The 26,841-nt window shown below is 58.5% G+C and carries 25 protein-coding genes, 2 tRNA genes and 1 pseudogene; 26 read left to right on the top strand and 2 right to left on the bottom strand.

All coding sequences use genetic code 11. The annotated features are described in order from the left end of the window. Positions 1-113 precede the first annotated feature (113 nt). From ruvB to O8B93_RS14870, 22 genes and pseudogenes are all read left to right on the top strand, one after another. Positions 114-1,154, top strand: coding sequence for a Holliday junction branch migration DNA helicase RuvB (gene ruvB, locus O8B93_RS14975; protein WP_269710737.1), 1,041 nt, complete (start codon positions 114-116; stop codon positions 1,152-1,154). A 51-nt stretch (positions 1,155-1,205) separates the two neighbouring features. After that, positions 1,206-1,424 (top strand): hypervirulence associated TUDOR domain-containing protein, encoded by a 219-nt coding sequence (locus O8B93_RS14970; RefSeq protein ID WP_269710736.1) that lies wholly within the window; start codon positions 1,206-1,208, stop codon positions 1,422-1,424. A 38-nt stretch (positions 1,425-1,462) separates the two neighbouring features. Then, a complete protein-coding gene (locus O8B93_RS14965) occupies positions 1,463-2,044 on the top strand; it encodes a DinB family protein (RefSeq protein ID WP_269710735.1) in 582 nt (193 codons plus the stop codon). Beyond that, positions 2,041-2,565 carry an NUDIX hydrolase gene (locus O8B93_RS14960; protein ID WP_269710734.1) on the top strand — a complete coding sequence of 175 codons (525 nt, stop codon included), beginning with the start codon at positions 2,041-2,043 and terminating at the stop codon, positions 2,563-2,565. Before O8B93_RS14965 ends, O8B93_RS14960 begins: the two co-directional genes overlap by 4 nt. Continuing rightward, positions 2,562-2,651, top strand: a pseudogene (locus O8B93_RS27890) (NUDIX hydrolase); the annotation flags it as partial. The gene O8B93_RS14960 and the pseudogene O8B93_RS27890, both read left to right, overlap by 4 nt. A 38-nt stretch (positions 2,652-2,689) precedes the next feature. Beyond that, positions 2,690-3,130 carry a tol-pal system-associated acyl-CoA thioesterase gene (gene ybgC, locus O8B93_RS14950; RefSeq protein WP_020812213.1) on the top strand — a complete coding sequence of 147 codons (441 nt, stop codon included), beginning with the start codon at positions 2,690-2,692 and terminating at the stop codon, positions 3,128-3,130. Between the two features lie 261 nt (positions 3,131-3,391). Beyond that, positions 3,392-4,111, top strand: coding sequence for a protein TolQ (gene tolQ / locus O8B93_RS14945; protein WP_269710732.1), 720 nt, complete (start codon positions 3,392-3,394; stop codon positions 4,109-4,111). Positions 4,112-4,170: 59 nt separating this feature from the next. Beyond that, the gene (gene tolR / locus O8B93_RS14940; protein ID WP_004445732.1) at positions 4,171-4,632 is read left to right on the top strand and encodes a protein TolR; all 462 of its coding nucleotides are present in this window, start codon (positions 4,171-4,173) and stop codon (positions 4,630-4,632) included. A gap of 9 nt (positions 4,633-4,641) precedes the next feature. After that, a complete protein-coding gene (locus O8B93_RS14935) occupies positions 4,642-5,811 on the top strand; it encodes a hypothetical protein (protein WP_269710731.1) in 1,170 nt (389 codons plus the stop codon). 20 nt (positions 5,812-5,831) lie between these two features. Then, positions 5,832-7,139 (top strand): Tol-Pal system beta propeller repeat protein TolB, encoded by a 1,308-nt coding sequence (gene tolB, locus O8B93_RS14930; RefSeq protein WP_269710730.1) that lies wholly within the window; start codon positions 5,832-5,834, stop codon positions 7,137-7,139. Positions 7,140-7,347: 208 nt separating this feature from the next. Beyond that, positions 7,348-7,881 (top strand): peptidoglycan-associated lipoprotein Pal, encoded by a 534-nt coding sequence (gene pal / locus O8B93_RS14925; RefSeq protein WP_174010210.1) that lies wholly within the window; start codon positions 7,348-7,350, stop codon positions 7,879-7,881. A gap of 158 nt (positions 7,882-8,039) precedes the next feature. Continuing rightward, positions 8,040-9,056 (top strand): tol-pal system protein YbgF, encoded by a 1,017-nt coding sequence (gene ybgF / locus O8B93_RS14920; protein WP_269710729.1) that lies wholly within the window; start codon positions 8,040-8,042, stop codon positions 9,054-9,056. Between the two features lie 24 nt (positions 9,057-9,080). After that, positions 9,081-10,421: a tRNA lysidine(34) synthetase TilS gene (gene tilS / locus O8B93_RS14915; RefSeq protein WP_269710728.1), complete on the top strand. Its 1,341-nt coding sequence runs from the start codon at positions 9,081-9,083 to the stop codon at positions 10,419-10,421. Between the two features lie 154 nt (positions 10,422-10,575). Then, positions 10,576-12,522, top strand: a complete 1,947-nt coding sequence (ftsH, locus tag O8B93_RS14910) for an ATP-dependent zinc metalloprotease FtsH (protein ID WP_269710727.1) — start codon at positions 10,576-10,578, stop codon at positions 12,520-12,522. Positions 12,523-12,710: 188 nt separating this feature from the next. Continuing rightward, the gene (gene glmM, locus O8B93_RS14905; protein ID WP_173988975.1) at positions 12,711-14,063 is read left to right on the top strand and encodes a phosphoglucosamine mutase; all 1,353 of its coding nucleotides are present in this window, start codon (positions 12,711-12,713) and stop codon (positions 14,061-14,063) included. 184 nt (positions 14,064-14,247) lie between these two features. Next, entirely contained in the window at positions 14,248-15,096 is an 849-nt protein-coding gene (locus O8B93_RS14900; protein WP_269710726.1) for an outer membrane protein, read from the top strand. Between the two features lie 211 nt (positions 15,097-15,307). Continuing rightward, on the top strand, positions 15,308-16,486 hold the full coding sequence (locus O8B93_RS14895; RefSeq protein WP_269710725.1) for a phosphoserine transaminase: 1,179 nt from the start codon (positions 15,308-15,310) through the stop codon (positions 16,484-16,486). Between the two features lie 85 nt (positions 16,487-16,571). After that, a complete protein-coding gene (gene serA / locus O8B93_RS14890) occupies positions 16,572-18,167 on the top strand; it encodes a phosphoglycerate dehydrogenase (RefSeq protein ID WP_174010194.1) in 1,596 nt (531 codons plus the stop codon). 225 nt (positions 18,168-18,392) lie between these two features. Then, positions 18,393-19,469, top strand: coding sequence for a Tim44 domain-containing protein (locus tag O8B93_RS14885; RefSeq protein WP_269710724.1), 1,077 nt, complete (start codon positions 18,393-18,395; stop codon positions 19,467-19,469). A gap of 438 nt (positions 19,470-19,907) precedes the next feature. Further along, positions 19,908-21,098, top strand: coding sequence for an OpgC family protein (locus O8B93_RS14880; RefSeq protein ID WP_269710723.1), 1,191 nt, complete (start codon positions 19,908-19,910; stop codon positions 21,096-21,098). Positions 21,099-21,304: 206 nt separating this feature from the next. Then, positions 21,305-22,501: a tRNA 2-thiouridine(34) synthase MnmA gene (mnmA, locus tag O8B93_RS14875; RefSeq protein WP_269710722.1), complete on the top strand. Its 1,197-nt coding sequence runs from the start codon at positions 21,305-21,307 to the stop codon at positions 22,499-22,501. Between the two features lie 136 nt (positions 22,502-22,637). Further along, positions 22,638-22,714 (top strand) — tRNA-Met (locus O8B93_RS14870). 289 nt (positions 22,715-23,003) lie between these two features. On the opposite strand, the gene O8B93_RS14865 is transcribed toward O8B93_RS14870, so the two are convergent. Together O8B93_RS14865 and O8B93_RS14860 are read right to left on the bottom strand one after the other, a co-directional pair. Further along, positions 23,004-23,696 carry a glutathione S-transferase family protein gene (locus tag O8B93_RS14865; RefSeq protein ID WP_269710721.1) on the bottom strand — a complete coding sequence of 231 codons (693 nt, stop codon included), beginning with the start codon at positions 23,694-23,696 and terminating at the stop codon, positions 23,004-23,006. A 232-nt stretch (positions 23,697-23,928) separates the two neighbouring features. Beyond that, positions 23,929-24,003 (bottom strand) — tRNA-Gly (locus tag O8B93_RS14860). Positions 24,004-24,256: 253 nt separating this feature from the next. Between O8B93_RS14860 and O8B93_RS14855 the strand changes: the two genes are divergently transcribed. From O8B93_RS14855 to O8B93_RS14840, 4 genes are all read left to right on the top strand, one after another. Next, on the top strand, positions 24,257-24,766 hold the full coding sequence (locus O8B93_RS14855) for a prolyl-tRNA synthetase associated domain-containing protein (RefSeq protein ID WP_269710720.1): 510 nt from the start codon (positions 24,257-24,259) through the stop codon (positions 24,764-24,766). 53 nt (positions 24,767-24,819) lie between these two features. Further along, complete coding sequence (gene trxA, locus O8B93_RS14850; RefSeq protein ID WP_269710719.1) at positions 24,820-25,788, top strand: thioredoxin; 969 nt, start codon at positions 24,820-24,822, stop codon at positions 25,786-25,788. A 68-nt stretch (positions 25,789-25,856) separates the two neighbouring features. Beyond that, a complete protein-coding gene (locus O8B93_RS14845) occupies positions 25,857-26,528 on the top strand; it encodes an LON peptidase substrate-binding domain-containing protein (protein ID WP_269710718.1) in 672 nt (223 codons plus the stop codon). 10 nt (positions 26,529-26,538) lie between these two features. Next, positions 26,539-26,727, top strand: coding sequence for a Trm112 family protein (locus O8B93_RS14840; protein ID WP_006310303.1), 189 nt, complete (start codon positions 26,539-26,541; stop codon positions 26,725-26,727). Positions 26,728-26,841 lie beyond the last annotated feature (114 nt).

Below are 26,841 nucleotides of genomic sequence, written 5' to 3'. Positions count from 1 at the left end.
CGGACGTTGAGCCCATACATATGCTGAATTTCGTGAGGCGCGTTGTCGCGATAGTCATGATATAGCGGCTGCGGTCACCTGATGAATTCGACCAGAACAATGGAATGCCCTGAATGAGCGATGCGGACAGATTGATTACTCCGGAAAAGCGCGGTGAGGACATCGACACCACGCTGCGCCCGCAATCGCTGGATGATTTTACCGGCCAGGCGGAAGCCCGCGCCAATCTCAAAGTCTTCATCGAGGCGGCCAAGAACCGCGGCGAGGCGCTGGATCACGTGCTGTTCGTCGGCCCGCCCGGCCTTGGCAAGACGACGCTGGCGCAGATCATGGCCAAGGAACTTGGCGTCAATTTCAAGTCCACCTCCGGGCCGGTGATTGCCAAAGCGGGCGATCTCGCAGCCCTCCTCACCAATCTCGAGGAGCGCGACGTGCTCTTCATTGACGAAATCCACCGGCTCAACCCGGCGGTGGAGGAGATCCTCTATCCGGCCATGGAGGATTTCCAGCTCGATCTGATCATCGGCGAGGGACCGGCGGCGCGTTCGGTGAAGATCGATCTCTCCAAATTCACGCTTGTGGCTGCCACCACCCGTCTCGGCCTGCTGACCACGCCGCTGCGCGACCGCTTCGGCATCCCCGTCCGCCTTTCGTTCTACACCGTCGATGAGCTTGAACTGATCGTACGGCGCGGCGCGCGGCTCATGGGCCTCAACATGACGGATGAGGGCGCACGCGAGGTAGCGAGGCGCGCGCGCGGCACGCCACGCATTGCCGGGCGGCTTCTGCGCCGGGTGCGGGATTTCGCCGAAGTGGCACGGGCGCAAGCCGTCACGCGCGAGATCGCCGACGAGGCTTTGACGCGGCTTTTGGTCGACAATATGGGCCTCGACCAGCTGGATATGCGGTATCTCACCATGATCGCCGTCAATTTCGGCGGTGGTCCCGTCGGCATCGAAACCATCGCCGCCGGTCTTTCGGAGCCGCGTGATGCCATCGAGGACATCATCGAACCCTATATGATCCAGCAGGGCTTCATCCAGCGCACGCCGCGCGGGCGTATCCTCACCGCGACAGCCTGGAAACATCTCGGCATGCAACCGCCGAAGGATCTCGAGGCGGCGCAGTTCCGGCTCACGCTGGACGATGATTGAGGGAACAAAGCAGACTTGCCGGCTTTGATCGTCTTTGAAATGGAGATGACCATGTCGTCATATCGCAAGGGTACGAAGGTTCGCTGGAAATGGGGTAATGGAACCGGGGAGGGAAAAATCATCGAGACCTTCACGGAAGATGTCGAGAAAACGATTTCCGGTTCCAAGATAAAACGCAAGGCAAGCAAGGAAGAACCCGCCTATCTGATCGAGCAGGACGATGGTGCGAAGGTTCTGAAAAGCAAATCCGAGCTTGAACACACCGATTGAGAGGCGCCCTTATCTGGCGTCGCTGAAAGGGGTAGCCCATGCCTTACGATCCGTTGCGGGTTTTCAGCAAACTCGCTCGCAATAACCGGCTGGCTAATTTCAGGCTGCATCAGGCCTGTCTTCAGCTTTCGCAGGATGATTTCATCGCACACCGCGTCAGTTTTTTCCCGACGCTGAGAGCGACACTCAATCATATCTACACCGTTGACCGGTTCTATATCGACGCCCTCAAGGGCGGCACGCTTGGCTATGCCGCGTTTGCCGAAGAAGAGCCCTTTGCTACCATGGCGGAGCTGCACGAGGCTCAGGTGGTGCTTGATGAGGTGTTGATCGACTTTGTCGATGGGCTCGATGAAGACGGTCTTGCTGAGATTGTTGATATCCATCGTGGCACGCGTATTCAGCAGGATCGCTGCGACGATGTCCTCTCCCATCTCTTCCAGCATCAGACGCACCATCGCGGGCAAGCGCATGCGATGTTGTCGGGAACACCTGTTAAGCCGCCGCAGCTGGATGAATTCATTGTGGGAGATGATGCAAAAGCGAGAAAAGACGACATGGATGCGTTAGGGTGGACGGAAAACGATTTGATGTTTCCAGCCCGCAGGCCAGTACCATGACGCATGATAGCAAGCAGGACACCCGCATCCGCATGAAATTCAAGCCGAAGCGCATCTTCCAGATGCGTGTTGCAGGGCTGGCGTTTCGCGATGGCCATGTGCTGGTGCACCGGGCAACGCATGAAAAATTCTGGACCTTTCCGGGTGGCCGCGCCGAAATGGGCGAACGTTCCGACGAGACGCTGGCGCGTGAAATGGTCGAGGAACTTGGCGTCGAGGCCAAGGTCGGGCGGCTACTCTGGGCAGTGGAGAATTTTTTCCACTATGAAGGCAAGGACTGGCACGAACTCGGTTTTTATTACCTGATGGATTTGCCGGACACACTCGCATTTCACCCCTCTGACATCGTCCACCGCGTTCAGGACGGCGATAATGAGCTTGAGTTCCGCTGGGTCGCGGCAACCCGGAAGGCATTGACGGAGCTTGATATTCCGCCCTATTTCATCGCCGACGAAATAGAGAACCTGCCGAAGGCCACAAGACATCTCGTCTGGCATGACGGCGATCTGGACGATAAATGACCTCTGCGCCTGAACGCCACATGATCCGGCTGGACCGGAAACCGCAGCTTTTCACCATGCGGGTTGCGGCGCTGATCGTTCGCGATGGCCGTCCCCCTGCGGCCGAAATTCTCAAGGAGACAATATGAGCGAACTCGTGGTTTCGCTTTCAGGCGAGCTTATCGAACACGGCCACCGCCTGACCCAGCGGGTCTATTATGAGGACACGGATTTTTCCGGTCTCGTTTATCATGCGCGTTATCTGCATTTTCTCGAGCGCGGCCGCACCGATTACCTGCGTTGCCTCGGCTGCGAACAAAGCGCGCTTCTCACCGCCGATGAGGAGGGTCTGGTCTTCGTTGTTCACCGCATGGAAATCGATTTCAAAAGCCCTGCGCGGATGGATGACGTCTTGACCATCACCACCGTCACCGAAAAGGCGGGCGGCGCGAAAATGGTGCTCAATCAGGAAATCCGGCGCGGCGAAACGCTGCTCGTCGCCGCCAAGGTGATCATCGCCGTTATCAATGCTAATGGTCGGCCAAGGCGCCTTCCGGAGACGGTGGCGGAAAAATTCCTGAAGTAATTGACGGGCCCATCCAGTAAATCCAACCGGCGTGGCCCGGCTGTAACACTCCTTTAACCATAATGGTGTCTTACTTTAGCAACTGGCATTTGTGCGGCGCACGCCTTCCTTTCACCAAATTTATTGGCAAGTAAGGCTTACTGGCAAGTATCGGGGTATGGCAAAGGGGTTAACGGCTGCGGCCGCATAGCTTCGAGCGTTAACACGCGTTTGAATCGCCCGGTCCTGTACCGGGCGTTTGGATTCGGGGATTGGATATTTATGGAACAGGCAGGTTTGGCAGCGGCGACGCACGATGTAAGTCTCTGGGCGCTGTTTATGCAGGCGGGCTTGATCGTGAAGTTCGTGATGATCGGGCTTATCGCCGCCTCGGTCTGGACGTGGGCGATCGTCTTCGACAAATATGTGAGCTTCGGCAAGGCAAAGCGCCAGTTCGATCAGTTCGAACAGGTGTTCTGGTCCGGCCAGTCGCTTGAAGAGCTTTATCGCACGCTGGCGGAACGCCAGAATGGCGGTCTTGCAGCGATTTTTGTTTCCGCCATGCGGGAATGGAAAAAATCCTTTGAGCGCGGCGCGCGTTCGCCCATCGGTCTGCAGATGCGTATCGACCGGGCAATGGATGTGACGATCGCGCGCGAAGGCGAACAATACGAGGCGCGTCTCGGTTCGCTGGCGACGATCGGCTCTGCCGGCCCCTTCATCGGCCTTTTTGGTACGGTCGTTGGTATCATGACCTCGTTCCAGGCGATTGCCGGTTCGAAGTCCACCAACCTTGCCGTTGTGGCGCCGGGTATCGCCGAAGCACTTCTGGCAACGGCTATCGGCCTCGTCGCGGCTATTCCGGCGGTTATCGCCTACAACAAGTTCACGGCCGATGCGCACAAGCTTTCCGCCCGCATGGAAGGTTTTGCCGACGAGTTCTCCGCGATCCTGTCGCGCCAGATCGATGAAAAACTTCAGACACGGCAGGCCGCCCAGTAAGCGACCACGACTGAAATGCCGTTGAGTGATTTGCCGCAAGGCAAAATGGAGTAGATGATATGGGTATGTCAGCAGGTGGCAGCGGCGGCGGTTCCGGTGGACGCCGGGGTGGGCGCGGCGGACGACGCAGAGGCGGCGCGATCAGCGAGATCAACGTCACGCCGCTGGTCGACGTCATGCTCGTGCTGCTCATCATCTTCATGGTGGCCGCGCCGATGATGACGGTCGGCGTGCCGATCGATCTGCCGCAGACATCCGCCAATGCGCTGAACTCGGACACGCAGCCGATCACCATTTCCGTCAACGCCAATGGCCAGATCCATTTGCAGGAAACGGAAATCCAGGCGGCTGAAGTGGCGGACAAGCTGCAGGCGATTGCCACGACAGGCTATAACGAACGCATTTTCGTGCGGGCGGATTCAGTTGCCGCTTATGGCGTCGTTGCCGATGTGATGGCGCGTATCCAGGCGGCAGGCTTCAAGAATATCGGCCTTGTGACCCAGCAGAAACAGGACAATTGACGTAAAGCGATGAAGGGCAGCCTTACCACATCCGCGATCGTGCACGCGTCGCTTCTGGCTTTCGCCCTTGTTTCTCTGGGCTCGCCGGAGCCTCTCGACGTGTCGCAGGCCGAGGCACTGCCGGTGGAGCTGGTGCCGATCGAGGAAATGACCCAGATACAGCAGGGCGACAAGAAGGCGCCGAAGGCCGAGAAGTCCGCCCCTGTTCCCACGACACGTCCTGATATCATCGAGAATGCGCAGAATATCGGCAACAACACCGCCGATATCGAAGCGCCGCCGACGCCGACCACCAAGCCCAACGACAATATCGCAGCTGCCGCCCCGCCCAAGCAGGAGAAGCCGCAGCCGGTTGTCGATACCAAGGCGAACGAGGTGAAGGAAATCGTCAAGGAAGAAACCTCGGCTCCCAAGCCGCAGGAAATGGCCGCCTTGCCGCAGACCAAACCCGAAATAACGCCGCAGCCGAAGACGGAACCACCGCCGCAGGAAACCAAGGCGGAAGAGCCGCCGCCGGCAACGCAGGAGCCGGCCGAAATTCCCGTGCCGCAGAACGTTCCACGTCCGAATTCCAGGCCCGAGCCGCCGAAGCCGGAAGAGCCGAAACAGGCCGAGACGAAGCCCGCCGAGCAGAAGCCGGCCGAAAAACCGGCTGAGAAAAAGCCCGATCAGGCAAAGTCCACGGACAAGCCTTCCGACAAGAAGCCCGGCGAGAAGAAGCAGGAAACGGCAAAATCCGCTTCCTCGAAGGAAAGCGATTTCAATGCCGACGACGTCGCCGCGCTATTGAACAAGCAGGCGCCTTCGGGTGGCGGCGCGAAGCGCTCCACGCAGACGGCAGCCCTGGGTGGCAAAAAATCGACCGGCGGCTCGACGCTTAGCCAGACGGAAATGGATGCGCTACGCGGTGCAATCCAGAAGAACTGGCAGATCATTCCCGGTATGGCGGATGCCTCGGACGTTCGCGTCCGGGTTACCATGAAGCTTGACCGTGATGGGTCCATCATCGGCAGGCCCGAGATCGAAGCAACGGGTGGTTCCGAGGGAACACGCCGTGCGCTTTCCGGCGGAGCCTATCGTGCCATCATGCGTTCTGCTCCGTTCACGAACCTTCCTGCCGACAAATATGATGCATGGAACGAAGTCGTCGTGAACTTCGATCCCAGTGAATTGCTATGAATGCTGAAAGGCCTGGCAACATGAAGATATTTTCGCCGATCCGGCTGGTGCTCGCTGTCGCGGCCCTCATGTCGGTTTTCTCCGCACCGGCTTTTGCGCGGGTGGAAATCAACATCAACAAGGGCAATGTCGAGCCGCTGCCCATCGCCATCACCGACTTCATGTCGAGCGACGGCATTGGCGCACAGGTTTCGGCGGTCATCGCCGCCGACCTGCAGCGCTCCGGCCTCTTCGCGCCGGTCAACAAGAACGCCTTCATCGAAAAAATCAGCAATCCGGATCAGCAGCCGCGTTTCGAGGACTGGAAGGTCATCAATGCGCAGGCGCTTGTGACCGGCCGTGTCACGCGTGAAAGCGATGGCCGTCTGCGCGCCGAGTTCCGCTTGTGGGATACTTTCGCCGGCCAGCAGATGACCGGCCAGCAGTTCTTCACTCAGCCGGAAAACTGGCGTCGTGTCGCCCATATCATCGCTGACGCCATCTACGAACGCATCACCGGTGAAAAGGGCTACTTCGACACCCGCGTCGTTTTCGTCTCCGAAAGCGGCCCGAAGACGGCGCGCAAGCGTCAGCTGTCGATCATGGACCAGGACGGTTTCAACGTCCGCAACCTTACCAATTCGAACGACATCGTTCTGACGCCGCGTTTCTCGCCGAACCGTCAGGAAGTCACCTACATGTCCTTCGAAGGCCAGCAGCCACGCGTTTACCTGTTGCAGCTGGAAACCGGACAGCGTGAAGTTGTCGGCAACTTCCCCGGCATGACGTTCTCGCCGCGCTTCTCACCGGATGGACAGAAGGTCATCATGAGCCTGCAGCAGGATGGTAACGCCAATATCTACACCATGGACCTGCGCTCGCGCACGACGACGCGCCTGACGAATACGGCGGCGATCGATACTGCGCCTTCCTATTCGCCTGATGGTCAGCGTGTCGCCTTCGAAAGCGACCGTGGCGGCCGCCAGCAGATCTACGTCATGAATGCCGATGGCTCCGGCCAACAGCGCGTGTCCTTCGGTGATGGTTCCTATTCCACGCCCGTCTGGTCTCCGCGCGGCGATCTGATCGCCTTCACCAAGCAGTCGGGTGGCAAGTTCTCGATTGGCGTGATGAAGACCGACGGTTCGGGCGAACGCATCCTGACCAGCGGTTTCCACAATGAAGGCCCCACCTGGGCGCCGAACGGCCGCGTGCTGATGTTCTTCCGCCAGAATGCCGGCGCGGGTGGTCCGCAGCTCTATTCGATCGACCTGACGGGCTATAACGAACAGCTCATCAAGACGCCGACCTTCGCTTCGGACCCGGCATGGTCGCCGCTTCTGGACTGATATGACTGCCATGACGGCGCCGGACCCATCCGGCGCCGTCATGTTTTACGCATGCCTACGGGAAACCGCCTCTTTCTTGCCGCAAAGTGTTGTGAGGGAGCAAAAAAGTGGGACGTTTCCTTTCTGTTAACCATAAGCGTTTGCCGGCTATTAACCGCGATCAGTTAGTGTCTGGCAACGTTATTGAAATCCCAAGGAGAGACCGGCGATGAGCCGTACAAACATTTCGGCACTCAGCCCCATGCAGAAACTGGCCCGTAACCCGGCTGTCATCGCCATGACGCTCGCTCTTGCTCTTGCAGGCTGCGCGAACAAGAAGAACATGCCGAACAGCGCCGGTGAACTCGGCCTTGGTGGCGCAGGCTCCGCAACGCCGGGCTCCCAGCAGGACTTCACGGTTAATGTCGGTGATCGCATCTTCTTCGACACCGACTCCACCTCGATCCGCGCCGACGCTCAGCAGACCCTGCAGCGCCAGGCCCAGTGGCTGGCCCGTTACCCGAACTACGCCATCACCGTCGAAGGCCATGCCGACGAGCGCGGTACGCGTGAATACAACCTGGCGCTCGGCGCCCGTCGTGCCGCTGCAACCCGTGACTTCCTGGCTTCCCAGGGCGTTCCGGCAAGCCGCATGAAGACCATCTCCTACGGCAAGGAAAAGCCGGTCGCGGTTTGCGACGACATTTCCTGCTGGTCCCAGAACCGCCGCGCTGTGACGGTTCTCGGTGGCGCGGGCATGTAATTGCCTGACGTTATTGTGAACGAGAATGAAAGGCGGTCTTCGGGCCGCCTTTCGTTTTTTTCATAGTTTGGCCGAAGTTAAGTTGCTTTTTCGGTTGATATGGAAAAAATCCGGCTTGCGCCATTCCGGTGCAAATCAGTTAAGGCAGGACGAATGAGATGAAGAAACTTGTCGTGGCGGGAATGCTGGGGCTTGCAGCCTGCACCGGCTTGAGCGGCACAGCCGTTTCGGGTCCGTTGTTCGGTGCGGGGGGTAGCTTCGGCACGATCAACTCTCAGCAGCCCCCGATTGTTAGGGTTCAGGCTAATGAAGCCTATAAGGTTCAGCAGCTTGAAGAACAGATCCGGCAGCTCAACGGCCGTATCGAAGAAATGAGCTTCCAGCTTCTGCAGATGCAGGAAACGATCCGCAAGGCGCAGGAAGACAACGAGTTCCGCTTCCAGGAACTGGAAGGCGGCAACACAGGCGGCAAGGGTGCGAGCCCGACCGCTGCACCGAAAAAGAAGGCGGAAGCCAGTCCGGTCAATCCGGCCACGCCGCCGACCGACGACGTTGCAACGATCATCGAAACGCCACCCCAGGGTGGCGCTTCCGTTTCTCCGCCTGCTTCCTCCAGCGCTTCGACAGCCGCGCCGGGAGAAACGACGCTTGGCTCCATCGAGCTCGATTCCAAGGGCATGCCTGTCGGCGGCACGCTGAACCAGGGCGCCAACAATTCCTCCGGCAACCTTCCGGGCGTCACCACCGGTAACGGCACCCGCAAGACCGATCCGGTCAATACGGCGGCGCTGACCAGCGAGGGCGATATCTATCAGGCCGCTTACGGCCATGTGCTTTCCGGCGATTACAAACTGGCGGAACAGGGTTTCCAGCAGTATCTGCAGGGTTATCCCAAGGGCACCAAAGCCGCGGATGCGAGTTTCTGGCTGGGTGAGGCGCAGTACTCCCAGGGCAAGTTCAACGAGGCGGCGAAGACCTTCCTCAACGGTCATCAGACCTATGGCAAATCTCCGAAGGCGCCGGAAATGCTGATGAAGCTCGGCATGTCGCTTGCTGCTCTCGACAATACCGAAACAGCCTGCGCCACTCTGCGCGAGGTGCCGAAGCGTTATCCCAATGCCTCGAAGACCGTGCTGAGCAAGGTTGCCAGCGAACAGAAACGGTTGAGCTGCTGATTTTTCCTGCGTCGCGGGTGTTCCATGCCGGTTGATGCCCGCATTCCCAGTGAAAAGACAATTGCGCCGCTTGCGGCGGCGAGGTCTTTTGTCGAAAGCCTCCGCAAACACACCCATATTCTCGTTGCAATCTCAGGCGGCAGCGACTCCACCGGCTTGTTGCTGGCATTACAAGAATCGAAATCGGCTAATGACGGTGGTTTTCGACTTTCCGCCGTCACGGTTGATCATGCGCTGAGACCAGAATCCGCTGATGAAGCGCGCAAGGTTGCCATGCTTTGCGCCGAACTCGGAATTTCCCACACCACACGCCGATGGGATGGCGCCAAACCGGCATCCGGCCTTTCCGAGGCTTCGCGTCTGGCGCGTTATCGCCTGATTGCTGATGTCGCTGATACGATCGGCGCGGACGTCATTGTGACGGGGCATACACAGGGCGACCAAAAAGAAACAATTGCGATGCGTTCCGCCCGCAGCAATCGGGCCGATAATCTCGGTTTGTCTGGCATGTCAGACGCCGTGCTTTATGGTGGGCGTCACTGGGTCATGCGGCCATTTCTGTATTGCGAGCGCCAAGCCATTCGCGATTATCTTCTCGAAAAGGCGCAAGGCTGGATCGATGATCCCAGCAACGAAAACCGCAAATATGAGCGGGTGAGGGTGCGGCAGGCGCTGGATGATACTAATCGTCTTTTTTCGAATGGAACGACCGACATAAGGTCGGAATTATCTGCGCGCGCAGCCCGGTTTATACATCATAACGCTGTTTTTTTTCTCCTTAGTTTAGTCAGGATCAATGCTGAGAGCCTCGGTGAAGACCCCTCCGTTATCCGGTACGCCTTATCGGCGCTATCCGGCGTTATCGGCGGGCGACGATATCCGATGGCCTCCGACACGATGGACAGGGTGATGGCGCTTGTCGCGAATCAAGAACCGGGAAGGATAACGGCGCACCGCGTCGTGTTCGATTACCGCAAGGATGCCCTCTACCTGATGCGGGAAAACAGAAACATTCCATCACTGCGAATGCCGCCGGGCGCGAGGATGGTTTGGGACGAGCGCTTTGACGTGTTCAACCGTTCCGATGCAGAGATAGTCGTCCGCGCTTTTGGCGCCGGAGACACAATGGGTATTCCGATCAAACCTTCCGGTGCCATTCCTCCGGGGATATTGAAACGCTCCAGCCAGACAATGCCGGTCTTCGTGCGCGAAAATCACGATCTGGAATTTCCGGGGTCCGGCGTGGCGGCGATCCGCCCGCTGCTTGCGCCTTATGATCTTTTTCTTCCGCGTTTCGACCTTGAGTTGGCCAATGTGATTGCCATGCGCCTCCTGCGCGCCGCCTATCCACAGCCCCCGGTTTAAATCCGGCCTCTTTTTCGTGAATTGCCATGGAATAGTTTTTACACCAAAACGCATCAGATAATGCGCTTTGCCTTGGCAACGGCATATGTCGTCCTTATGTTAGGGGCACATAATGGCGGGCAGCAGATATGTCCGTGTGAGTTCGGGGAGTTCGATGAACCCAAATTTCAGAAATTTCGCCTTGTGGGCCGTGATCGCCCTCTTGCTGATCGCGCTGTTCAGCATGTTCCAGACGTCGCCGACGCAAACGGGTTCACGGGAGATTCCGTATTCCCAGTTTATTCGTGACGTGGATTCCGGGCGAGTTCGCGACGTGACCGTCACCGGCAACCGGGTTCTTGGAACCTATACCGAAAATGGCACGGCCTTTCAGACCTATTCCCCCGTCATTGACGACAGCCTAATGGAGCGCTTGCAGAGCAAGAACGTCACCATTGTGGCGCGTCCGGAAAGCGACGGCTCCTCGGGTTTCCTGAGCTATCTCGGCACGCTTCTGCCGATGTTCCTCATCCTCGGTGTCTGGCTGTTCTTCATGCGGCAGATGCAGGGCGGCTCGCGCGGCGCGATGGGCTTTGGCAAGTCCAAGGCGAAGTTGCTGACGGAAGCCCATGGCCGCGTGACGTTTGACGATGTTGCCGGCGTGGACGAAGCCAAGCAGGACCTTGAGGAAATCGTTGAATTCCTGCGTGATCCGCAGAAGTTCCAGCGCCTCGGCGGTAAAATCCCGCGCGGTGTGCTGCTGGTCGGCCCTCCGGGCACCGGTAAGACGCTTCTGGCGCGTTCCGTTGCTGGCGAAGCCAATGTGCCGTTCTTCACCATTTCCGGTTCGGACTTCGTGGAAATGTTCGTGGGCGTCGGCGCAAGCCGCGTGCGCGACATGTTCGAGCAGGCCAAGAAGAACGCACCCTGCATCATCTTCATCGACGAAATCGACGCCGTTGGCCGCCATCGTGGCGCCGGTCTCGGCGGCGGTAACGACGAACGCGAACAGACGCTGAACCAGCTGCTGGTCGAGATGGACGGTTTCGAGGCGAATGAAGGCATCATCCTCATCGCCGCCACCAACCGTCCTGATGTGCTTGACCCCGCACTTCTGCGTCCAGGCCGTTTCGACCGTCAGGTCGTTGTGCCGAACCCTGACATTGTCGGCCGCGAGCGCATTCTCAAGGTGCATATCCGCAACGTGCCGCTGGCGCCGAATGTCGATCTCAAGGTTCTGGCCCGTGGCACACCCGGCTTTTCCGGCGCGGATTTGATGAACCTCGTCAACGAAGCAGCCCTCATGGCCGCCCGCCGCAACAAGCGTGTGGTCACCATGCAGGAATTCGAGGACGCCAAGGACAAGATCATGATGGGTGCGGAGCGCCGCTCCTCTGCCATGACCGAGGCCGAAAAGAAGTTGACTGCCTATCATGAGGCCGGTCACGCGATTACCGCGCTGAAGGTTGCCGTGGCCGATCCGTTGCACAAGGCGACGATCATCCCGCGTGGCCGCGCGCTCGGCATGGTGATGCAGTTGCCGGAAGGCGACCGCTATTCCATGAGCTACAAGTGGATGGTATCGCGCCTTGTGATCATGATGGGTGGACGCGTTGCCGAAGAACTGACTTTCGGCAAGGAGAATATCACCTCGGGTGCTTCCTCGGACATTGAGCAGGCTACCAAGCTTGCCCGCGCCATGGTCACGCAATGGGGCTTCTCGGATGCTCTCGGTCAGGTGGCTTACGGTGAGAACCAGCAGGAAGTGTTCCTCGGTCATTCCGTCTCGCAGTCGAAGAACGTCTCCGAGGCAACGGCCCAGACGATCGACACCGAAGTCCGCCGTCTGATCGACGAGGCCTATACCGAAGCACGGCGTATCCTCACGGACAACCACGATGGCTTTGTCGCAATTGCCGAGGGTCTTCTCGAATATGAGACCCTGACAGGTGAAGAGATCAAGGCGTTGCTGAGGGGCGAAAAGCCCGCTCGCGATCTGGGTGACGATTCTCCCGGCAGTCGTGGTTCGGCTGTGCCGAAAGCCGGCGCCAAGAAGGACGGCCCGAGTGAAGCCAAGGGCGATGGCGAGGCCGAAGGCGGCATGGAGCCGCAGCCGCACTGATCGCCTGCGCGAAGGAATGATTGTAAAAGGCCATCCGGGTTTCCGGGTGGCCTTTTCATTTTGGTAACAAGATATAAGCCATTTTTGCGGTAATTTACGTGCTGTTTATCGTGGTTTGTGGCATCTAGCCAAAAACGCTTCCGGCTATTTTATCCTTTGCCGGAATGCCCGAGAGATTTGGAGTTCAAATGGCACGCCGTTATTTCGGAACCGATGGTATCCGCGGACAATCGAACGTCTTTCCCATGACACCTGACCTGGCGATGCGTGTTGGCATCGCCGTCGGAACGATTTTCCGCCGTGGCCATCATCGCCATCGTGTCGTGATCGGCAAGGATACGCGCCTTTCCGGTTATATGCTGGAAAACGCGCTGGTTGCCGGTTTCACCGCAGCCGGTCTCGATGTCTTCCTGCTTGGCCCTATCCCAACACCGGCCGTTGCCATGCTCACCCGATCGTTGCGTGCGGATATCGGTGTGATGATCTCCGCCTCGCACAACCCTTTTTCCGATAATGGCATCAAGCTTTTCGGGCCTGACGGATACAAGCTTTCCGATGAGCTGGAGCTGGAGATCGAGGATCTTCTCGACAAGGATATCTATGCCCAGCTGGCCAAGCCGGCCGAAATCGGTCGCGCCAAGCGCGTGGATGGGGATATCTATCGCTACATCGAATTCGTCAAACGCACCCTGCCGCGCGATGTGACGCTGAGCGGGCTTCGGATCGCCATCGACTGCGCCAATGGTGCTGCTTACAAGGTAGCGCCGGCAGCACTCTGGGAACTGGGCGCTGAAGTCGTCACCATCGGCAATGAGCCGAACGGCATCAACATCAATCTCGAATGTGGTTCCACCCACCCGGAAGCACTACAGAAAAAGGTGCATGAGGTACGGGCTGATATCGGCATCGCGCTCGATGGCGATGCGGACCGCGTCATCATCGTTGATGAGCGCGGCGAGATCGTTGATGGCGACCAGTTGATGGCCGTCATCGCCGATAGCTGGGCCGATGACAACACGTTGCGCGGTGGTGGCATCGTTGCGACCGTCATGTCCAATCTCGGTCTGGAACGTTTTCTTGGAGACAAGGGCCTCACCCTTGCCCGCACCAAGGTTGGCGACCGTTATGTCGTCGAGCATATGCGCAACCACAATTTCAACGTCGGCGGCGAGCAGTCCGGTCATATTGTGCTCTCGGATTACGGTACGACGGGTGATGGTCTTGTCGCAGCCTTGCAGGTTCTCGCCAAGGTCAAGCGCTCCGGCCTCACGGTCAGCGAAGTGTGCCGCAAGTTCGAGCCTGTGCCGCAGCTTCTGAAGAATGTGCGTATTTCCGGCGGCAAGCCGCTGGAAAATCCGGTCGTGCTGCAGGCGATTGCCGATGCGGAAAGTGCGCTGGCCAATAATGGCCGCCTCGTCATCCGCCCTTCCGGCACGGAGCCGCTGATCCGCGTCATGGCCGAAGGCGATGATAGCGCAAAGGTGGAAAAGATCGTCAATGATCTCGTCGGCGTCATCTCCAGTGCCCGCTCGGCCGCGTGAGTTGCCGCGACAGTAACGAAAGACAAAAGCCGGCCTCAAGGTCGGCTTTTTCTTTGAGTATTTGCTAATAAATATAGTGAATGATCGTGGTTAATCGGGACTTAACCATTTTACGCCACTCTCCAGAACTGAACAGTTCACTGGCAGCTGCCGCAACGCACGTGCCTCTTCTGGAGTGGAAGTCATGAAAAACGCCCTGGCCGGATTTCTGGCCGTTCTGCTGACCGGCACAAGCGCCGTCGGCGCCGACCTTTACCAAGCCGAACCAGCACCCGCCTATGTCGATGCACCTGAAGTGACCGTCACCCAAGCGAGTGGCTGGTACCTGCGCGGCGACGTCGGTTATTCCTTCAACAAGCTGCGCGGCGCCCATTATTATCAGGGTGGTCCGGGTGGTTATCTCGCCGATTTCGATACGGCGACGATCAAGGACAGCTATGTCATCGGTGCAGGTGTCGGTTATCAGTTCAACAACTATTTCCGCAGCGACGTCACCTTCGATTACATGGGTAAATCAGACTTCCGCGGCTCGACGAGTGGCGGTTGCGGTGTTTCGCCCTTGGGTGGGTGCGTCTCGACAGACCTGAGCTCGCTCCGCGCCTATACGCTGATGGCCAACGCCTATGTCGATCTCGGCACCTATGGCCGCGTCACCCCTTATGTCGGTGGTGGTATCGGCGGCTCTTACGTCAAGTGGGACAAGCTGCGCAATACCTCGTGCAGCACCAATGGCCTCGGCTGCGATCCGACCACGGAACACGGCGGCAAGGGCAAGTGGCGCTTCGCCTACGCCCTGATGGCCGGTGCCTCCATTGATGTCACCTGTAACCTGAAGGCCGATGTCGGCTATCGTTTCCGCCATATCAACAAGGGCGACATGTTCGGTTACGAGAACAATGGCGGTCCTGGCCGCGACAAGGGCCTCTATTCGCATGAAGTGCGTGTCGGTGGCCGTTATGTCTTCAATGGCTGCGATACGGCACAATACATGCCGCCTGCCGATATTCCGCTGCAGCCTGCCGTTTATAAATAAACGTCACGCCAGACTGCTAGTTTCAAACCGTCCGCATCCTCCGGGTGCGGGCGGTTTTGTTTGACGGCATCTGGTGCGACGCATGACGCATATGGACCAAAATTCTTCTGCGTAGCGACATATTCCGCTTGACTGAGGTCGATGACAGGCATAGCAACGACGGCAGGACACCTCTCCCTAACGAGAGGCGCCTATCTGAAAGGGTAGTCAAATGACAGATATAGTGAAGCCGGACCTCCGTCCGGGCAATACGCATTTTTCCTCTGGTCCCTGCTCGAAGCGTCCCGGTTGGTCGCTAGATGCTCTCTCCGATGCACCGCTCGGTCGCTCGCATCGCGCCAAGGTTGGTAAAGCCAAGCTGAAGCAGGCCATCGATCTCACCCGTGAAATTCTAAACGTTCCCGCCGACTATCGCATCGGCATCGTTCCCGCATCCGACACCGGCGCTGTTGAAATGGCGCTCTGGTCGCTGCTCGGTGAACGTGGCGTCGATATGCTGGCCTGGGAAAGCTTCGGCGCAGGCTGGGTTACCGACGTTGTCAAGCAGCTGAAGCTGAAGGATGTGCGCAAGTTCGAGGCCGATTATGGCCTGCTGCCGAACCTTGCCGAAGTCGATTTCGACCGTGACGTGGTCTTCACCTGGAACGGCACGACCTCCGGCGTTCGCGTTGCCAACGCCGATTTCATTCCTGCCGACCGTAAGGGCCTGACCATCTGCGACGCCACCTCGGCGGCTTTCGCTCAGGACATGGACTTTACGAAACTCGACGTCGTCACTTTCTCTTGGCAGAAGGTTCTGGGCGGTGAGGGCGGCCATGGCGTCATCATCCTTTCGCCGCGCGCCGTCGAGCGCCTGCTGAGCTATTCGCCGGCCTGGCCTCTGCCGAAAATCTTCCGTATGGTCTCCGGCGGCAAGCTGATCGAAGGCATCTTCACCGGTGAAACCATCAATACGCCGTCCATGCTCTGCGTTGAAGACTATATCGATGCGTTGCTGTGGGCGAAGAACCTCGGTGGTCTGAAGGCTCTCATCGGCCGTGCTGACGCCAATGCCAAGGTCATCTACGACTTCATCGAGAAGAACAACTGGATCGCCAACCTGGCGGTCAAGCCGGAAACCCGCTCCAACACCTCCGTCTGCCTGAAGATCGTCGATCCCGAAGTACAGACGCTGGACGCGGCTGCGCAGGCCGATTTCGCCAAGGGCATCGTCACCCTGCTCGAAAAGGAAAATGTCGCCCTCGATATCGGCGCCTACCGTGACGCACCGTCCGGTCTGCGCATCTGGGCCGGCGCCACCATCGAGACGGCCGATATGGAAGCCGTTATGCCCTGGCTCGCCTGGGCTTACCAGACGCAGAAGGCAGCACTTTCCAAGGCTGCCGCCTGATTTTGATACCGGCCCTGCGCAGATGCAGGGCCGCACATTCTCCATTCGCACATTTCAATCGTTTCCTCCAAGGAGCCCGTGAACCATGGCACCTCGCGTACTCGTATCCGACGAACTGTCGGAAACCGCCGTCCAGATTTTTCGTGATCGTGGCGTCGAAGTCGATTTCCAGCCGAAGCTCGGCAAGGACAAGGACAAGCTTGCCGAAATCATCGGCAATTATGATGGTCTGGCCATTCGCTCCGCCACCAAGGCAACCGAAAAGCTGATCGAGGCTGCGACCAACCTCAAGGTCATCGGCCGCGCCGGCATCGGCGTCGACAATGTCGATATTCCGGCAGCCTCGCGCCGCGGTATCATCGTCATGAACACGCCGTTCGGCAACTCCATCACCACGGCCGAACATGCGATTGCGCTGATGTTTGCCGTCGCGCGCCAGCTTCCGGCCGCCGATAGCTCCACGCAGGCCGGCAAGTGGGAAAAATCGAAATTCATGGGTGTCGAAATCACCGGCAAGACGCTCGGCGTCATCGGTGCGGGTAACATCGGCGGCATCGTCTGCTCGCGCGCTCTTGGCCTCAAGATGCATGTTCTCGCTTATGACCCCTTCCTCTCGCCGGAGCGCGCGCAGGAAATGGGCGTAACCAAGGTTGAGTTGGACGAGCTTCTGGCGCAGGCCGATTTCATCACCCTGCACGTGCCGATGACCGACAAGACGCGTGGCATTCTCAACGCTGAAAACCTTGCCAAGACCAAGAAGGGCGTGCGTATCGTCAACTGCGCCCGTGGCGGTCTGGTGGATGAAGCAGCCCTTGCCGAAGCCATCAAGTCCGGCCATGTCGCCGGCGCCGGTTTCGACGTGTTCGAGGTCGAGCCCGCCACCGAGAGCCCGCTCTTTGGCCTGCCCAACGTCGTCTGCACGCCGCATCTTGGCGCGTCGACTACGGAAGCGCAGGAAAATGTTGCCCTGCAGGTTGCCGAACAGATGTCGGATTATCTCGTCAAGGGTGCCGTTTCCAACGCCATCAACATGCCGTCGATCACCGCGGAAGAAGCGCCGCGCCTGAAGCCTTTCATCCGTCTGGCGGATGTCCTCGGCTCCTTTGTCGGCCAGGTGCAGGAAAGCGCCACCAAGGAAATCGAAATCCTTTATGATGGCGCAACCGCCAACATGAACACGAAGGCATTGACCAGTGCATTGCTGGCCGGCCTCATCCGCAGCCAGGTTGCGGATGTGAACATGGTTTCGGCCCCTGTCATGATCAAGGAAAAGGGTATCATCCTCTCCGAAGTCAAGCGCGACAAGACCGGCGTTTATGACGGTTACATCAAGCTGACGGTCAAGACGGAAAACCAGATTCGTTCGGTTGCCGGCACGGTGTTCTCGGATGGCAAGCCGCGCTTCATCCAGATCAAGAACATCAACATGGATGCTGATGTCGGATCGCATATGATCTACATCACCAATACCGACGTTCCCGGCATGATCGGTTTCATGGGCACCACGCTCGGCGAGGCTGGCGTCAACATCGCCAACTTCCAACTCGGCCGTGAAAAGGAAGCCGGCGATGCGATTGCGCTGCTTTACGTCGATGGCCCGGTTTCCGAAGAGGTGCTGGACAAGCTGCGCGCCAACCCGGCAATCCGCCAGGTCAAGCCGCTGACGTTCAACGTCGACTGATCTTATCGTTCCTCCCAAGGGGACAATAAGGCCCGGTGCAGGGGAAACCCTGTGCCGGGTTTTTCGTTTTTCCAGCCATCGTTTTTCCGGCAATATGCGTCTGCTTCGCGTTTTGGTTGCATATCACAAAAAATTTAAGCCGGGTGGTCTAAAAATGATGATCATGAGTTGCTATATGGCCTGCTGAGATGCTGCTCATGGGAGGGCGGCCAACAGGAGATAGTGATGTTTGCTGCCTTTCGGCGCTTCAAGGGTTTGTTCGCAGTCGCCGCGCTTGGTATCGCGGTGTCTTTCGTGGCGGTTGACATGGCAGAGGCGCGCCGCGCCAGTGGCGGTTTCGGCAGCCGTGGTACGCGGACCTATTCCGCTCCGCCTTCGACCAGCACGGCACCCGGCCAGACGGCCCCGATCAACCGCAGCATGACGCCGAACACCAATCAGGCAGCGCCGAGTGCAGCCCAGCCCGCACGCCCGGGCGCGCAGGCGCCGCAGCAGAGCCGCGGCCTGTTCGGCGGCATGATGGGTGGTCTGATGGGCGGCCTGTTGATGGGCGGTCTGTTCGGTATGCTGATGGGCGGTGGTTTTGGCGGCATGGCCGGTTTCTTCGGCATGCTGCTGCAGGTACTGCTTATCGGCGGTCTGGTCATGCTCGCCATGCGTTTCTTCGCCTCGCGCCGTCAGGGCCAGCCGGCCTATGGTTCTGCTGGTGGATCGCAGCGCACGGATCATTCCGGTTCCTCCTATAATGGCGGTTCGCAGGCGGGTCCTTCAGCATCCTCGTTCAAGATTCCGAAAATCGGTGCGCTTGCCGGTGCCGCGGGCGGTACAGCCGCCGCGACTGCCGCCACCGCCAAACCGGTGCCGCATGCCAATGCCGTGTCGGAAGGCGATGAAATCGGCATTACCCAGAGTGACCTCGAAACCTTCCAGAAGATGCTGCAAGACGTTCAGTCGGCTTATGGTGCCGAGGATTACGGCACATTGCGCAAGCTGACGACGCCGGAAGCGATGTCCTATCTGGCCGAAGAACTGAGCGACAATGCCACCAGCGGCGTGAAAAACGACGTGCGCGACGTGACGCTGCTGCAGGGTGATGTTGCCGAAGCCTGGCACGAAGAGGGACAGGATTATGCGACGGTGGCCATGCGCTACTCCGCCATCGACGTGATGCGCGACCGCACCTCCGGCAAGGTGATCGAGGGCGACGAGCAGCATCCGTCCGAAGCGGTGGAAATGTGGACCTTCGTGCGCCGCCCCGGCAACGACAACTGGCAGGTCGCCGCCATTCAGGCCGCCGCCTAAGAAATCGTCGTCGCCCTTTTAAAAATATAAGGCCCGGATCTTGATAGCTCCGGGCTTCTTTTATTTCCGCCCGGATTACCGTCTCGAATGGGCGAAAAAGGACGGCAAAATTTTACCGACGACATCTCGGCATCTGTCTGCCGCAATTTTTTGCTTCGCATTGCTATGCAAGGCTTTACACCCTCAAAGCCGAGGCATATCAACCGCGCATGGCTGCTTCGTTCCACGGAGTCGCCTTTTTTCATTCATCTGTCATTCAGTCCAGGCGTCCTAACCACGGATCGTACACGTCAATGTGACTTTTCGCTTCGGTTCCAAACCGCTCTGGAAAGGGAACCTCAGCCGCAAAACAGCGTTGACAATCCAATTCCCGGCGCCTCGCAGGCCGGGCTGGGTGGCCGGGCAATGCACGGTCCGCGAGAACGGAGAGCTATCGATATGAAACGCTTTGACCTGATCGACGGGATGCGTGGTTACTTCCTCGTCTTCATGCTGATCAACCATCTGGTGTTTGCCGGCGGCTTCTGGCTGGTGGAAATCAATCACCGGCAGTTTGCATTTGTAGAGGATGCGCAAGGCTTCGTGTTCCTGTCCGGTCTGCTGATTGGCATGGTTTATGCGCGCAAGATGATGAAATACGGATACGATGCCGGCAAGCAGATGATCTGGAACCGGGCGATGGAGCTCTATCGTTATGCGATGGGCCTTGTCATCGCCGTGCTGTTCTTCCGCATGGTCATCCCGCATGCGCCTTACATCTGGTACAACTGGCTTGGCATGACGTCTTTTGACGATCCGCTGCGTCTGGCGGCCATTGCGACATTCCTCTTCCAGCCGACCTTCATGGATATTCTGCCGCAATATATCGTCTACATGCTGTTTGCGCCTGTTCTTGTTAAGCTCTGCCTTGATGGCAAGTGGGCTTATGTCATGGCCGGCTCCCTGCTGGTCTGGATGGCCGGTCAGCTTGGTCTTCAGCAGATCGTCACCACGCCGCTCAACGAACTAGTCAAGGGTGCGGACGAGCAGGGCATCCGTGTCAGCTTCAACCTGCTTGGCTGGCAGCTTGTGTTCTATTCGGCGCTGGTGATGGGCGCGATGACAGCACAGAACCGCATTCCGTGGAAGAAGATTTTCTCGCCGGAGCATACGTGGCTGCCGAAGGCGGCGCTTCTCATCTGCCTGTTCTTCATGCCGCTGCGCATCGCCACCGCCTGGGGCCTGATGCCGGAATTCATGATGGGCAAATTCTCCACCATGGAAATCCGCGCCGATTTCGGTCCGGTCTACCTCATCAACTTCCTGGCTGTGGGCGTCGGCCTCACCTGGCTGGTGATTGCGGGTCCATATCACCACCGTCCGCTGGTGCGTTCCATTGCCGAAGGTGTGATCTGGGTGCTGTCGCTGAAGTTCCTGCAGTTGCTCGGCCGCCATTCGCTGCAGGTCTATGTCTGGCACGTGGCGATCGTCTACGGCGTCTATTATCTGGATGGCCGCACGGCGGAGCTTTCGCAGCTGAACAAGACGCTGATTGCCTTTACGGCTATCGGACTGTTGGCCTTGCCCGCCCTGTGGCGGGAGCGTGACAAGTGGTTTGGCACCAGTGGCCAGAAGACCGCCGGCGCATAAATACCTGCCGTCATCGGAATCTGATGGCTTTACGGGGCGGTTTTCCGCCCCGTACTTGCGTGCGCGGCCATTCCTTTCTATATGCAGCCCTTAAATCCGCAGGATAGTGAGGCAAGACGGCTCAATTGATGGCCAGTTTCCCCTTAGCGGATGACCGACAGGCGGCGGGGCCTTTACCCCCGTTATGACTGACGATGGGAAAAAACGTGAATACGCTCGATTTTGACAAGAGGCCGGAAGATACCCGGATCGTTGTCGCCATGTCCGGTGGCGTCGATTCTTCGGTGGTGGCCGGTATCCTCAAGCGCGAGGGCTATGATGTCCTCGGCATTACGCTTCAGCTTTACGATCATGGCGCCGCCGTTCACCGCGCCGGCTCCTGTTGCGCCGGTCAGGATATCGATGATGCGCGCCGGGTCTGCGAAACGCTGGGCATTCCGCATTATGTGCTCGACTACGAGGCGCGTTTTCGAGAAACCGTCATCAATCCCTTTGCCGAAGCCTACGCGATGGGCGAAACGCCTATCCCCTGTGTCGCCTGCAACCAGACGGTAAAATTTGCCGATCTGCTTGCCACCGCGCAGGAACTGGGTGCCGATGCGCTGGCGACCGGCCATTATATCCGCTCGCGCCCCAATCCCGCTTCCGGTCAGCCGGGACGGCGTGCGCTTTACCGCCCGATCGACAGCGATCGTGACCAGAGCTGGTTCCTGTTTGCCACCACGCAGGAGCAGATCGATTACCTGCGGTTTCCGCTCGGCGGCCTCTCCAAGGCCGAAACCCGGGCGCTGGCGGAAGAGATGGGGCTTGTGGTGGCCAAGAAGGCCGACAGCCAGGACATCTGTTTCGTGCCGCAGGGCAAATATACCGATATCATCAACAAGCTGAAGCCGAATGCGGCTCTGGCCGGCGATATCGTCCATCTGGATGGCCGTGTGCTCGGCCGCCACGTTGGCATCGTGCATTATACGATCGGCCAGCGTCGTGGCATCGGTGTTGCCACCGGGGAGCCTCTCTACGTCGTGCATCTCGATGCGCGTGGCCGCCGTGTCATTGTCGGCCCGCGTGAAGCGCTGGAAACCCGCCGCGTCTATCTTCGTGACATGAACTGGCTGGGTGACGGCGAACTGGCTGTCGACGCCGGGCGGGGTTTTGCCTGCTTCGCCAAAGTGCGCTCCACGCGCCCACCAACCGAAGCGGTGCTGCATGCCGACGAAAACGGCATCTATGTGGATCTGATGACCGGCGAAGCCGGCGTCGCCCCGGGCCAGGCCTGTGTGCTCTATTCAGCGCCGGGCGCGGATGCCCGCGTTTACGGTGGTGGTTTCATCGAACGTTCGGAACGCTCGGTGGAAGCCGAGACTTTGCTGAAGGCACTTCTGGAAAAGCCGGTTGCGGCCTGAAACAGTTCGCTTTTTGCCGCGAGGTGGAAAGCGAATTTTTTGCGCATCTTGCGCTTGACACTTTGGGGAGCGGCACCTTATAAGCCGCTCATCCTGATGGAGCGAGCCAGTCACATGACTGTCACGTTTCCCCTGTGGCGGGGTAGCTCAGGTGGTTAGAGCAGCGGAATCATAATCCGCGTGTCGGGGGTTCAAGTCCCTCTCCCGCTACCATTTCTCACATAATTACATATCAAATCTGCGGATAGCTTAACGCTTGCACATCCCATCGCGCAACGATGGCTGACGTGTATCTCCTGCGCTTTATCTGAGTGCCGTCCAAAAAAAGGGAAACCCGCTTACTGTTAAACACAGCCAGCGGGTCTCAACCTTTACCCCCTCCCACAAGGGCGGCTGCACAAAAGCACATGAAATGAAATATGGCAAGATCATGGCGAACATATTCTTGTGATGCATTGCCGCCTTTGGCTGATTTTGGATCAGGAATAGGGTCGCGCCGGGGTCAGTTCTTTGGTGCCGCCGTGAATACTGCCAATTGGGCGTCATAGGCCCGCTGGAACGCCGGACGGACCTTGCCTCGGTCAACATAGGCCAAAAGGTTCCGGTAGTCTTTCAATATGCGTGATGATTCCAGCCGACGTAATACGCAGATCATCAGAATATCTGCGGCACTGAAAGAACCCTCAAGCCATTCGCTGTCGCCAAACCATGCGGATAACTCGTCAAGGCGTTTCAGGAGTTGTTCCTTCACTCGGGCAAGTCGGGCTTCGTGCCAGGGTTCATCGCGCTCGAAGAGCCAGACGGTGGAGAAATTGAGGACGGGTGGTTCGATCGTGTTCAATGCAGCAAACATCCAGGCAATGGTCCGGGCTCGTCGCAGCGGGTCCTCCGGCAGCAGGCCGCTATGATGTTGCGCGATGTAGAGTACAATCGCGCCCGACTCGAACAGAACGAGGTCACCCTGCTCATAGGAGGGTATCTGGCCGAAAGGCTGGTAAGCGAAGTGCGAAGCTTCCTTCATCGCTTTGAACGACAGGCACCGGACATGATAGGGCTGGCCCACTTCCTCCAGCGCCCACCGCACCGGCATATCGCGCGCGAGACCACGGCCGCCATCGGGAGAGCGCTCGAAAACGGTTATCGTAGGGTTCGCCGTCATCTCCGTAGAAGCAGGGACTGTTTCGATATTTGACATCCTGTGTCTCCCATACGAGGTCCATATTTCCGTAAGGAACAACCTCCGCCTTGCGGGACGTTCAGTCAACCGTGCCGCGCTGTACACAGGCCGTATATGTCGATATCGAGATGGGTGAGGACACGGTCTTCGGCAGCGTGGAATGAGAGCGCCGATCGCAAGCCGAAACGGCGACAAAAATCCCGTTATCTGGACGGAATACTGTCTAAATATCGATTTTCCTGGGAAAATTTGGAGCGGGCGAAGGGATTTGAACCCTCGACCCCAACCTTGGCAAGGTTGTGCTCTACCCCTGAGCTACACCCGCTCAAATCCACCGGTCCGGGGTAGTTCGCTGAACCGTGGGCCGCCAAGCGGCGACGGGCGCTATATCGCTCAATCGATTTTGGAATGCAACAGGGAAATGACAAAAACGCGAAAATTTCTTTGGGAAATGCGACAAGCGGCGGAAATGATTGATAATTTTTCACTTCGCCGGTTTTTCCTGCGTTGCCAAGCGCCGGTCGCCCCCTTAATCAGGAAAGAACGATAACGGAATCGGCGGAGGCAGGCGGCAGGATATGACGGAAAATTCCCGGAAGACGGCAACGGAGCTGTTCGAGTTTCTCGACGATCTCGGCATTTCGCACACCACGAAACAGCACGAGCCGGTGTTCACCGTCGCAGAATCCCAGTCGCTGCGCGATCTCATTCCTGGCGGTCATACAAAGAACCTCTTTGTGAAGGACAAGAAGGACCAGTATTTTGTTCTGACCGTCGAGGAAAATGCCACCGTGGACCTCAAAAGCGTCCACAAGACCATCGGTGCAGCAAGTCGCGTCTCCTTCGGCAGGCCGGAAAAAATGCTGGAATATCTGGGCGTCGTGCCGGGCTCCGTCACCGTGTTCGGAGCCATCAACGACACGGCCAGACAGGTCACTTTCGTGCTCGATAGCGATCTCCTGGAAAACGAGCTGGTCAATGGCCATCCGCTTTCCAACGACCAGACGACAACGATCGCGTCCAAGGATCTCATTCGCTTTCTCGAGGCAACCGGACATGCACCGCTTGTCTTGAAAGTCAGCGAGTGAGATACGATCTTTGCTTCAACTGAGACATGCGACAGAGATTACGGGAGACCGGCATGAGCGACACGAATAACCCCTACGGCGGTTCTTATGGCGGGCAGATGACCGCAAGCGCGCATCATAATGGCGAGCTGAACGGTGCGGCCTCCGGCCACATCAAGGACACCACGACGGCGGGGTTTTCCAAGGACGTTCTCGAAGAGTCGCGCCGCCAGCCGGTTCTGGTGGACTTCTGGGCGCCCTGGTGCGGCCCGTGCAAGCAGCTGACGCCGGTGCTCGAAAAGGTCATCAACGAGGCGAATGGCCGCGTGAAGCTCGTGAAGCTGAATATTGACGATCACCCGTCCATTCCCGGCCAGCTCGGCATACAGTCCATTCCCGCCATCGTCGCTTTTGCCGATGGCCGGCCGGTGGATGGTTTCATGGGTGCTGTGCCGGAAAGCCAGATCAGGCAGTTCATCGACAAGATCGCCGGCCCGGATGCCGGTGATCCGAAAGCCGAGATCGAGGCGGCTCTCTCCGAGGCGAAGCAGCTTCTGGCCGATGGCGATTTTAATGGCGCGGCACAGCTCTTCGGCGCCGTCATGCAGGCCGATCCGGAAAACCCCGCGGCGATTGCCGGTATCGCCGAATGCATGATCGCCGCCGGTCAATATGAGCGGGCCAGCGAATTGCTTTCCTCCCTTCCTGCCGAACTCAATGACGATGCGGGCATTCAGCTCGTGTCGAAGAAGATCGCGCAATATGAAGAAGCTCGTAAAATAGGTGACCCTGTCGCACTTGAGCAGGATCTCGCGCAAAATCCTGACCATCACGAGGCACGGGTGAAACTCGCCAAGGTGCTGAACGCACAGGGGCGGCGTGACGAGGCGGCGGACCATCTGCTTTACGTCATGCGCAAGGACCGGACCTTTGATGACGATGGCGCCCGCCGCCAGCTTCTGGAATTTTTCGAGGCTTGGGGCTTCAAGGATCCGGCAAGTGTTGCCGGTCGCAGGAAGCTTTCGGCGATACTGTTTTCGTAATGCGGGCATATCCCGACCGTGGCGGCTGAGCCGCCGACCGGGCAGCAGTGAACAGGGGGCTTGATCCCATGCATGTCGGAAATGCGAGATATGTGAAGAATGACGATCTGCCGGAAACCGTGCCGGTCTTTCCATTGCCGGGCGCGCTGCTTCTGCCGGAAGGCCATCTTCCGCTGAATATTTTCGAGCCGCGCTATCTCGCCATGATCGACACGGCACTGGCGAGCCATCGTCTCATCGGCATGGTGCAGCCGGCCCTTCATGTCATCGAGGCGGGGATTGAAGGCGGACCTCTGAGTGCAGTCGGTTGCCTCGGCCGCATCACCTCCTTTTCCGAGACGGGGGATGGCCGTTACATCATCTCGCTCACCGGTGTCTGCCGCTTCCGCCTGCTGGAGGAGGTCGCTGCCAGCGAACCCTATCGCAGCTTCCGGCACGCGCCTTTCATCGCCGATCTTACCGGCGAATATGACGAGGAGGCTGTGGACCGCGAGAATCTGCTGCGGGTATTCCGATCGTTTCTGGATGCCAATCAGCTGGAGGCGGATTGGGAAAGTGTCGAGAGGGCGGGCAATCGCGTTCTCGTCAATTCGCTTTCCATGATGTCTCCTTTCGGACCGGCCGAAAAACAGGCGCTGCTGGAAGCGCCTGATCTGAAGACGCGGGCCGAAACATTGATCGCCATCACCGAGATCGTTCTTGCCCAGGGTTCGGGCGAGGGCGGCACCGTGCTGCAATAGGATCGCCGCCATGGACGACAGGATGAGCAATGTCGATCCGAAGCTGCTGGAGCTTTTGGTCTGCCCTTTGACGAAGGGCCGTCTTTCTTATGACCGGACCCACAACGAGCTCATCTCCGAAAGCGCGAGGCTCGCCTATCCGATCCGTGACGGCGTGCCGATCATGCTGATTTCGGAAGCGCGCAAAATAGAAGACTAGTCTCCCCTTCTTCCGCTCTCCACAGATTGTCATGTCGCGAATTGACGAAGATGCGTTGACAACCATGCGTGGATTTGACCAGAGTCCCGCCCGACATGTCTGTTGCGGGGAGAA

The organism is Martinezella rhizogenes, from assembly GCF_027460065.1.
GTDB classification, from domain to species: Bacteria; Pseudomonadota; Alphaproteobacteria; order Rhizobiales; family Rhizobiaceae; genus Agrobacterium; species Agrobacterium rhizogenes_C.
Note: the sequence above shows the minus strand (reverse complement) of the source record. Positions and strands in the feature narration are given on the sequence as shown.

Bases quoted from the DNA above. Each gene is read 5' to 3' on its own strand.
- O8B93_RS14895 (WP_269710725.1), top strand. From the start codon at position 15,308: ATGACAGATATAGTGAAGCCGGACCTCCGTCCGGGCAATACGCATTTT.
- ruvB (WP_269710737.1), top strand. From the start codon at position 114: ATGAGCGATGCGGACAGATTGATTACTCCGGAAAAGCGCGGTGAGGAC.
- tilS (WP_269710728.1), top strand. From the start codon at position 9,081: ATGCCGGTTGATGCCCGCATTCCCAGTGAAAAGACAATTGCGCCGCTT.
- serA (WP_174010194.1), top strand. From the start codon at position 16,572: ATGGCACCTCGCGTACTCGTATCCGACGAACTGTCGGAAACCGCCGTC.
- O8B93_RS14855 (WP_269710720.1), top strand. From the start codon at position 24,257: ATGACGGAAAATTCCCGGAAGACGGCAACGGAGCTGTTCGAGTTTCTC.
- tolQ (WP_269710732.1), top strand. From the start codon at position 3,392: ATGGAACAGGCAGGTTTGGCAGCGGCGACGCACGATGTAAGTCTCTGG.
- O8B93_RS14935 (WP_269710731.1), top strand. From the start codon at position 4,642: ATGAAGGGCAGCCTTACCACATCCGCGATCGTGCACGCGTCGCTTCTG.
- O8B93_RS14900 (WP_269710726.1), top strand. From the start codon at position 14,248: ATGAAAAACGCCCTGGCCGGATTTCTGGCCGTTCTGCTGACCGGCACA.
- O8B93_RS14885 (WP_269710724.1), top strand. From the start codon at position 18,393: ATGTTTGCTGCCTTTCGGCGCTTCAAGGGTTTGTTCGCAGTCGCCGCG.
- O8B93_RS14880 (WP_269710723.1), top strand. From the start codon at position 19,908: ATGAAACGCTTTGACCTGATCGACGGGATGCGTGGTTACTTCCTCGTC.
- O8B93_RS14960 (WP_269710734.1), top strand. From the start codon at position 2,041: ATGACGCATGATAGCAAGCAGGACACCCGCATCCGCATGAAATTCAAG.
- ybgF (WP_269710729.1), top strand. From the start codon at position 8,040: ATGAAGAAACTTGTCGTGGCGGGAATGCTGGGGCTTGCAGCCTGCACC.
- ybgC (WP_020812213.1), top strand. From the start codon at position 2,690: ATGAGCGAACTCGTGGTTTCGCTTTCAGGCGAGCTTATCGAACACGGC.
- tolR (WP_004445732.1), top strand. From the start codon at position 4,171: ATGGGTATGTCAGCAGGTGGCAGCGGCGGCGGTTCCGGTGGACGCCGG.
- O8B93_RS14965 (WP_269710735.1), top strand. From the start codon at position 1,463: ATGCCTTACGATCCGTTGCGGGTTTTCAGCAAACTCGCTCGCAATAAC.
- pal (WP_174010210.1), top strand. From the start codon at position 7,348: ATGAGCCGTACAAACATTTCGGCACTCAGCCCCATGCAGAAACTGGCC.
- tolB (WP_269710730.1), top strand. From the start codon at position 5,832: ATGAAGATATTTTCGCCGATCCGGCTGGTGCTCGCTGTCGCGGCCCTC.
- O8B93_RS14845 (WP_269710718.1), top strand. From the start codon at position 25,857: ATGCATGTCGGAAATGCGAGATATGTGAAGAATGACGATCTGCCGGAA.
- O8B93_RS14840 (WP_006310303.1), top strand. From the start codon at position 26,539: ATGGACGACAGGATGAGCAATGTCGATCCGAAGCTGCTGGAGCTTTTG.
- ftsH (WP_269710727.1), top strand. From the start codon at position 10,576: ATGAACCCAAATTTCAGAAATTTCGCCTTGTGGGCCGTGATCGCCCTC.
- O8B93_RS14865 (WP_269710721.1), bottom strand. From the start codon at position 23,696: ATGTCAAATATCGAAACAGTCCCTGCTTCTACGGAGATGACGGCGAAC.
- O8B93_RS14970 (WP_269710736.1), top strand. From the start codon at position 1,206: ATGTCGTCATATCGCAAGGGTACGAAGGTTCGCTGGAAATGGGGTAAT.
- glmM (WP_173988975.1), top strand. From the start codon at position 12,711: ATGGCACGCCGTTATTTCGGAACCGATGGTATCCGCGGACAATCGAAC.
- trxA (WP_269710719.1), top strand. From the start codon at position 24,820: ATGAGCGACACGAATAACCCCTACGGCGGTTCTTATGGCGGGCAGATG.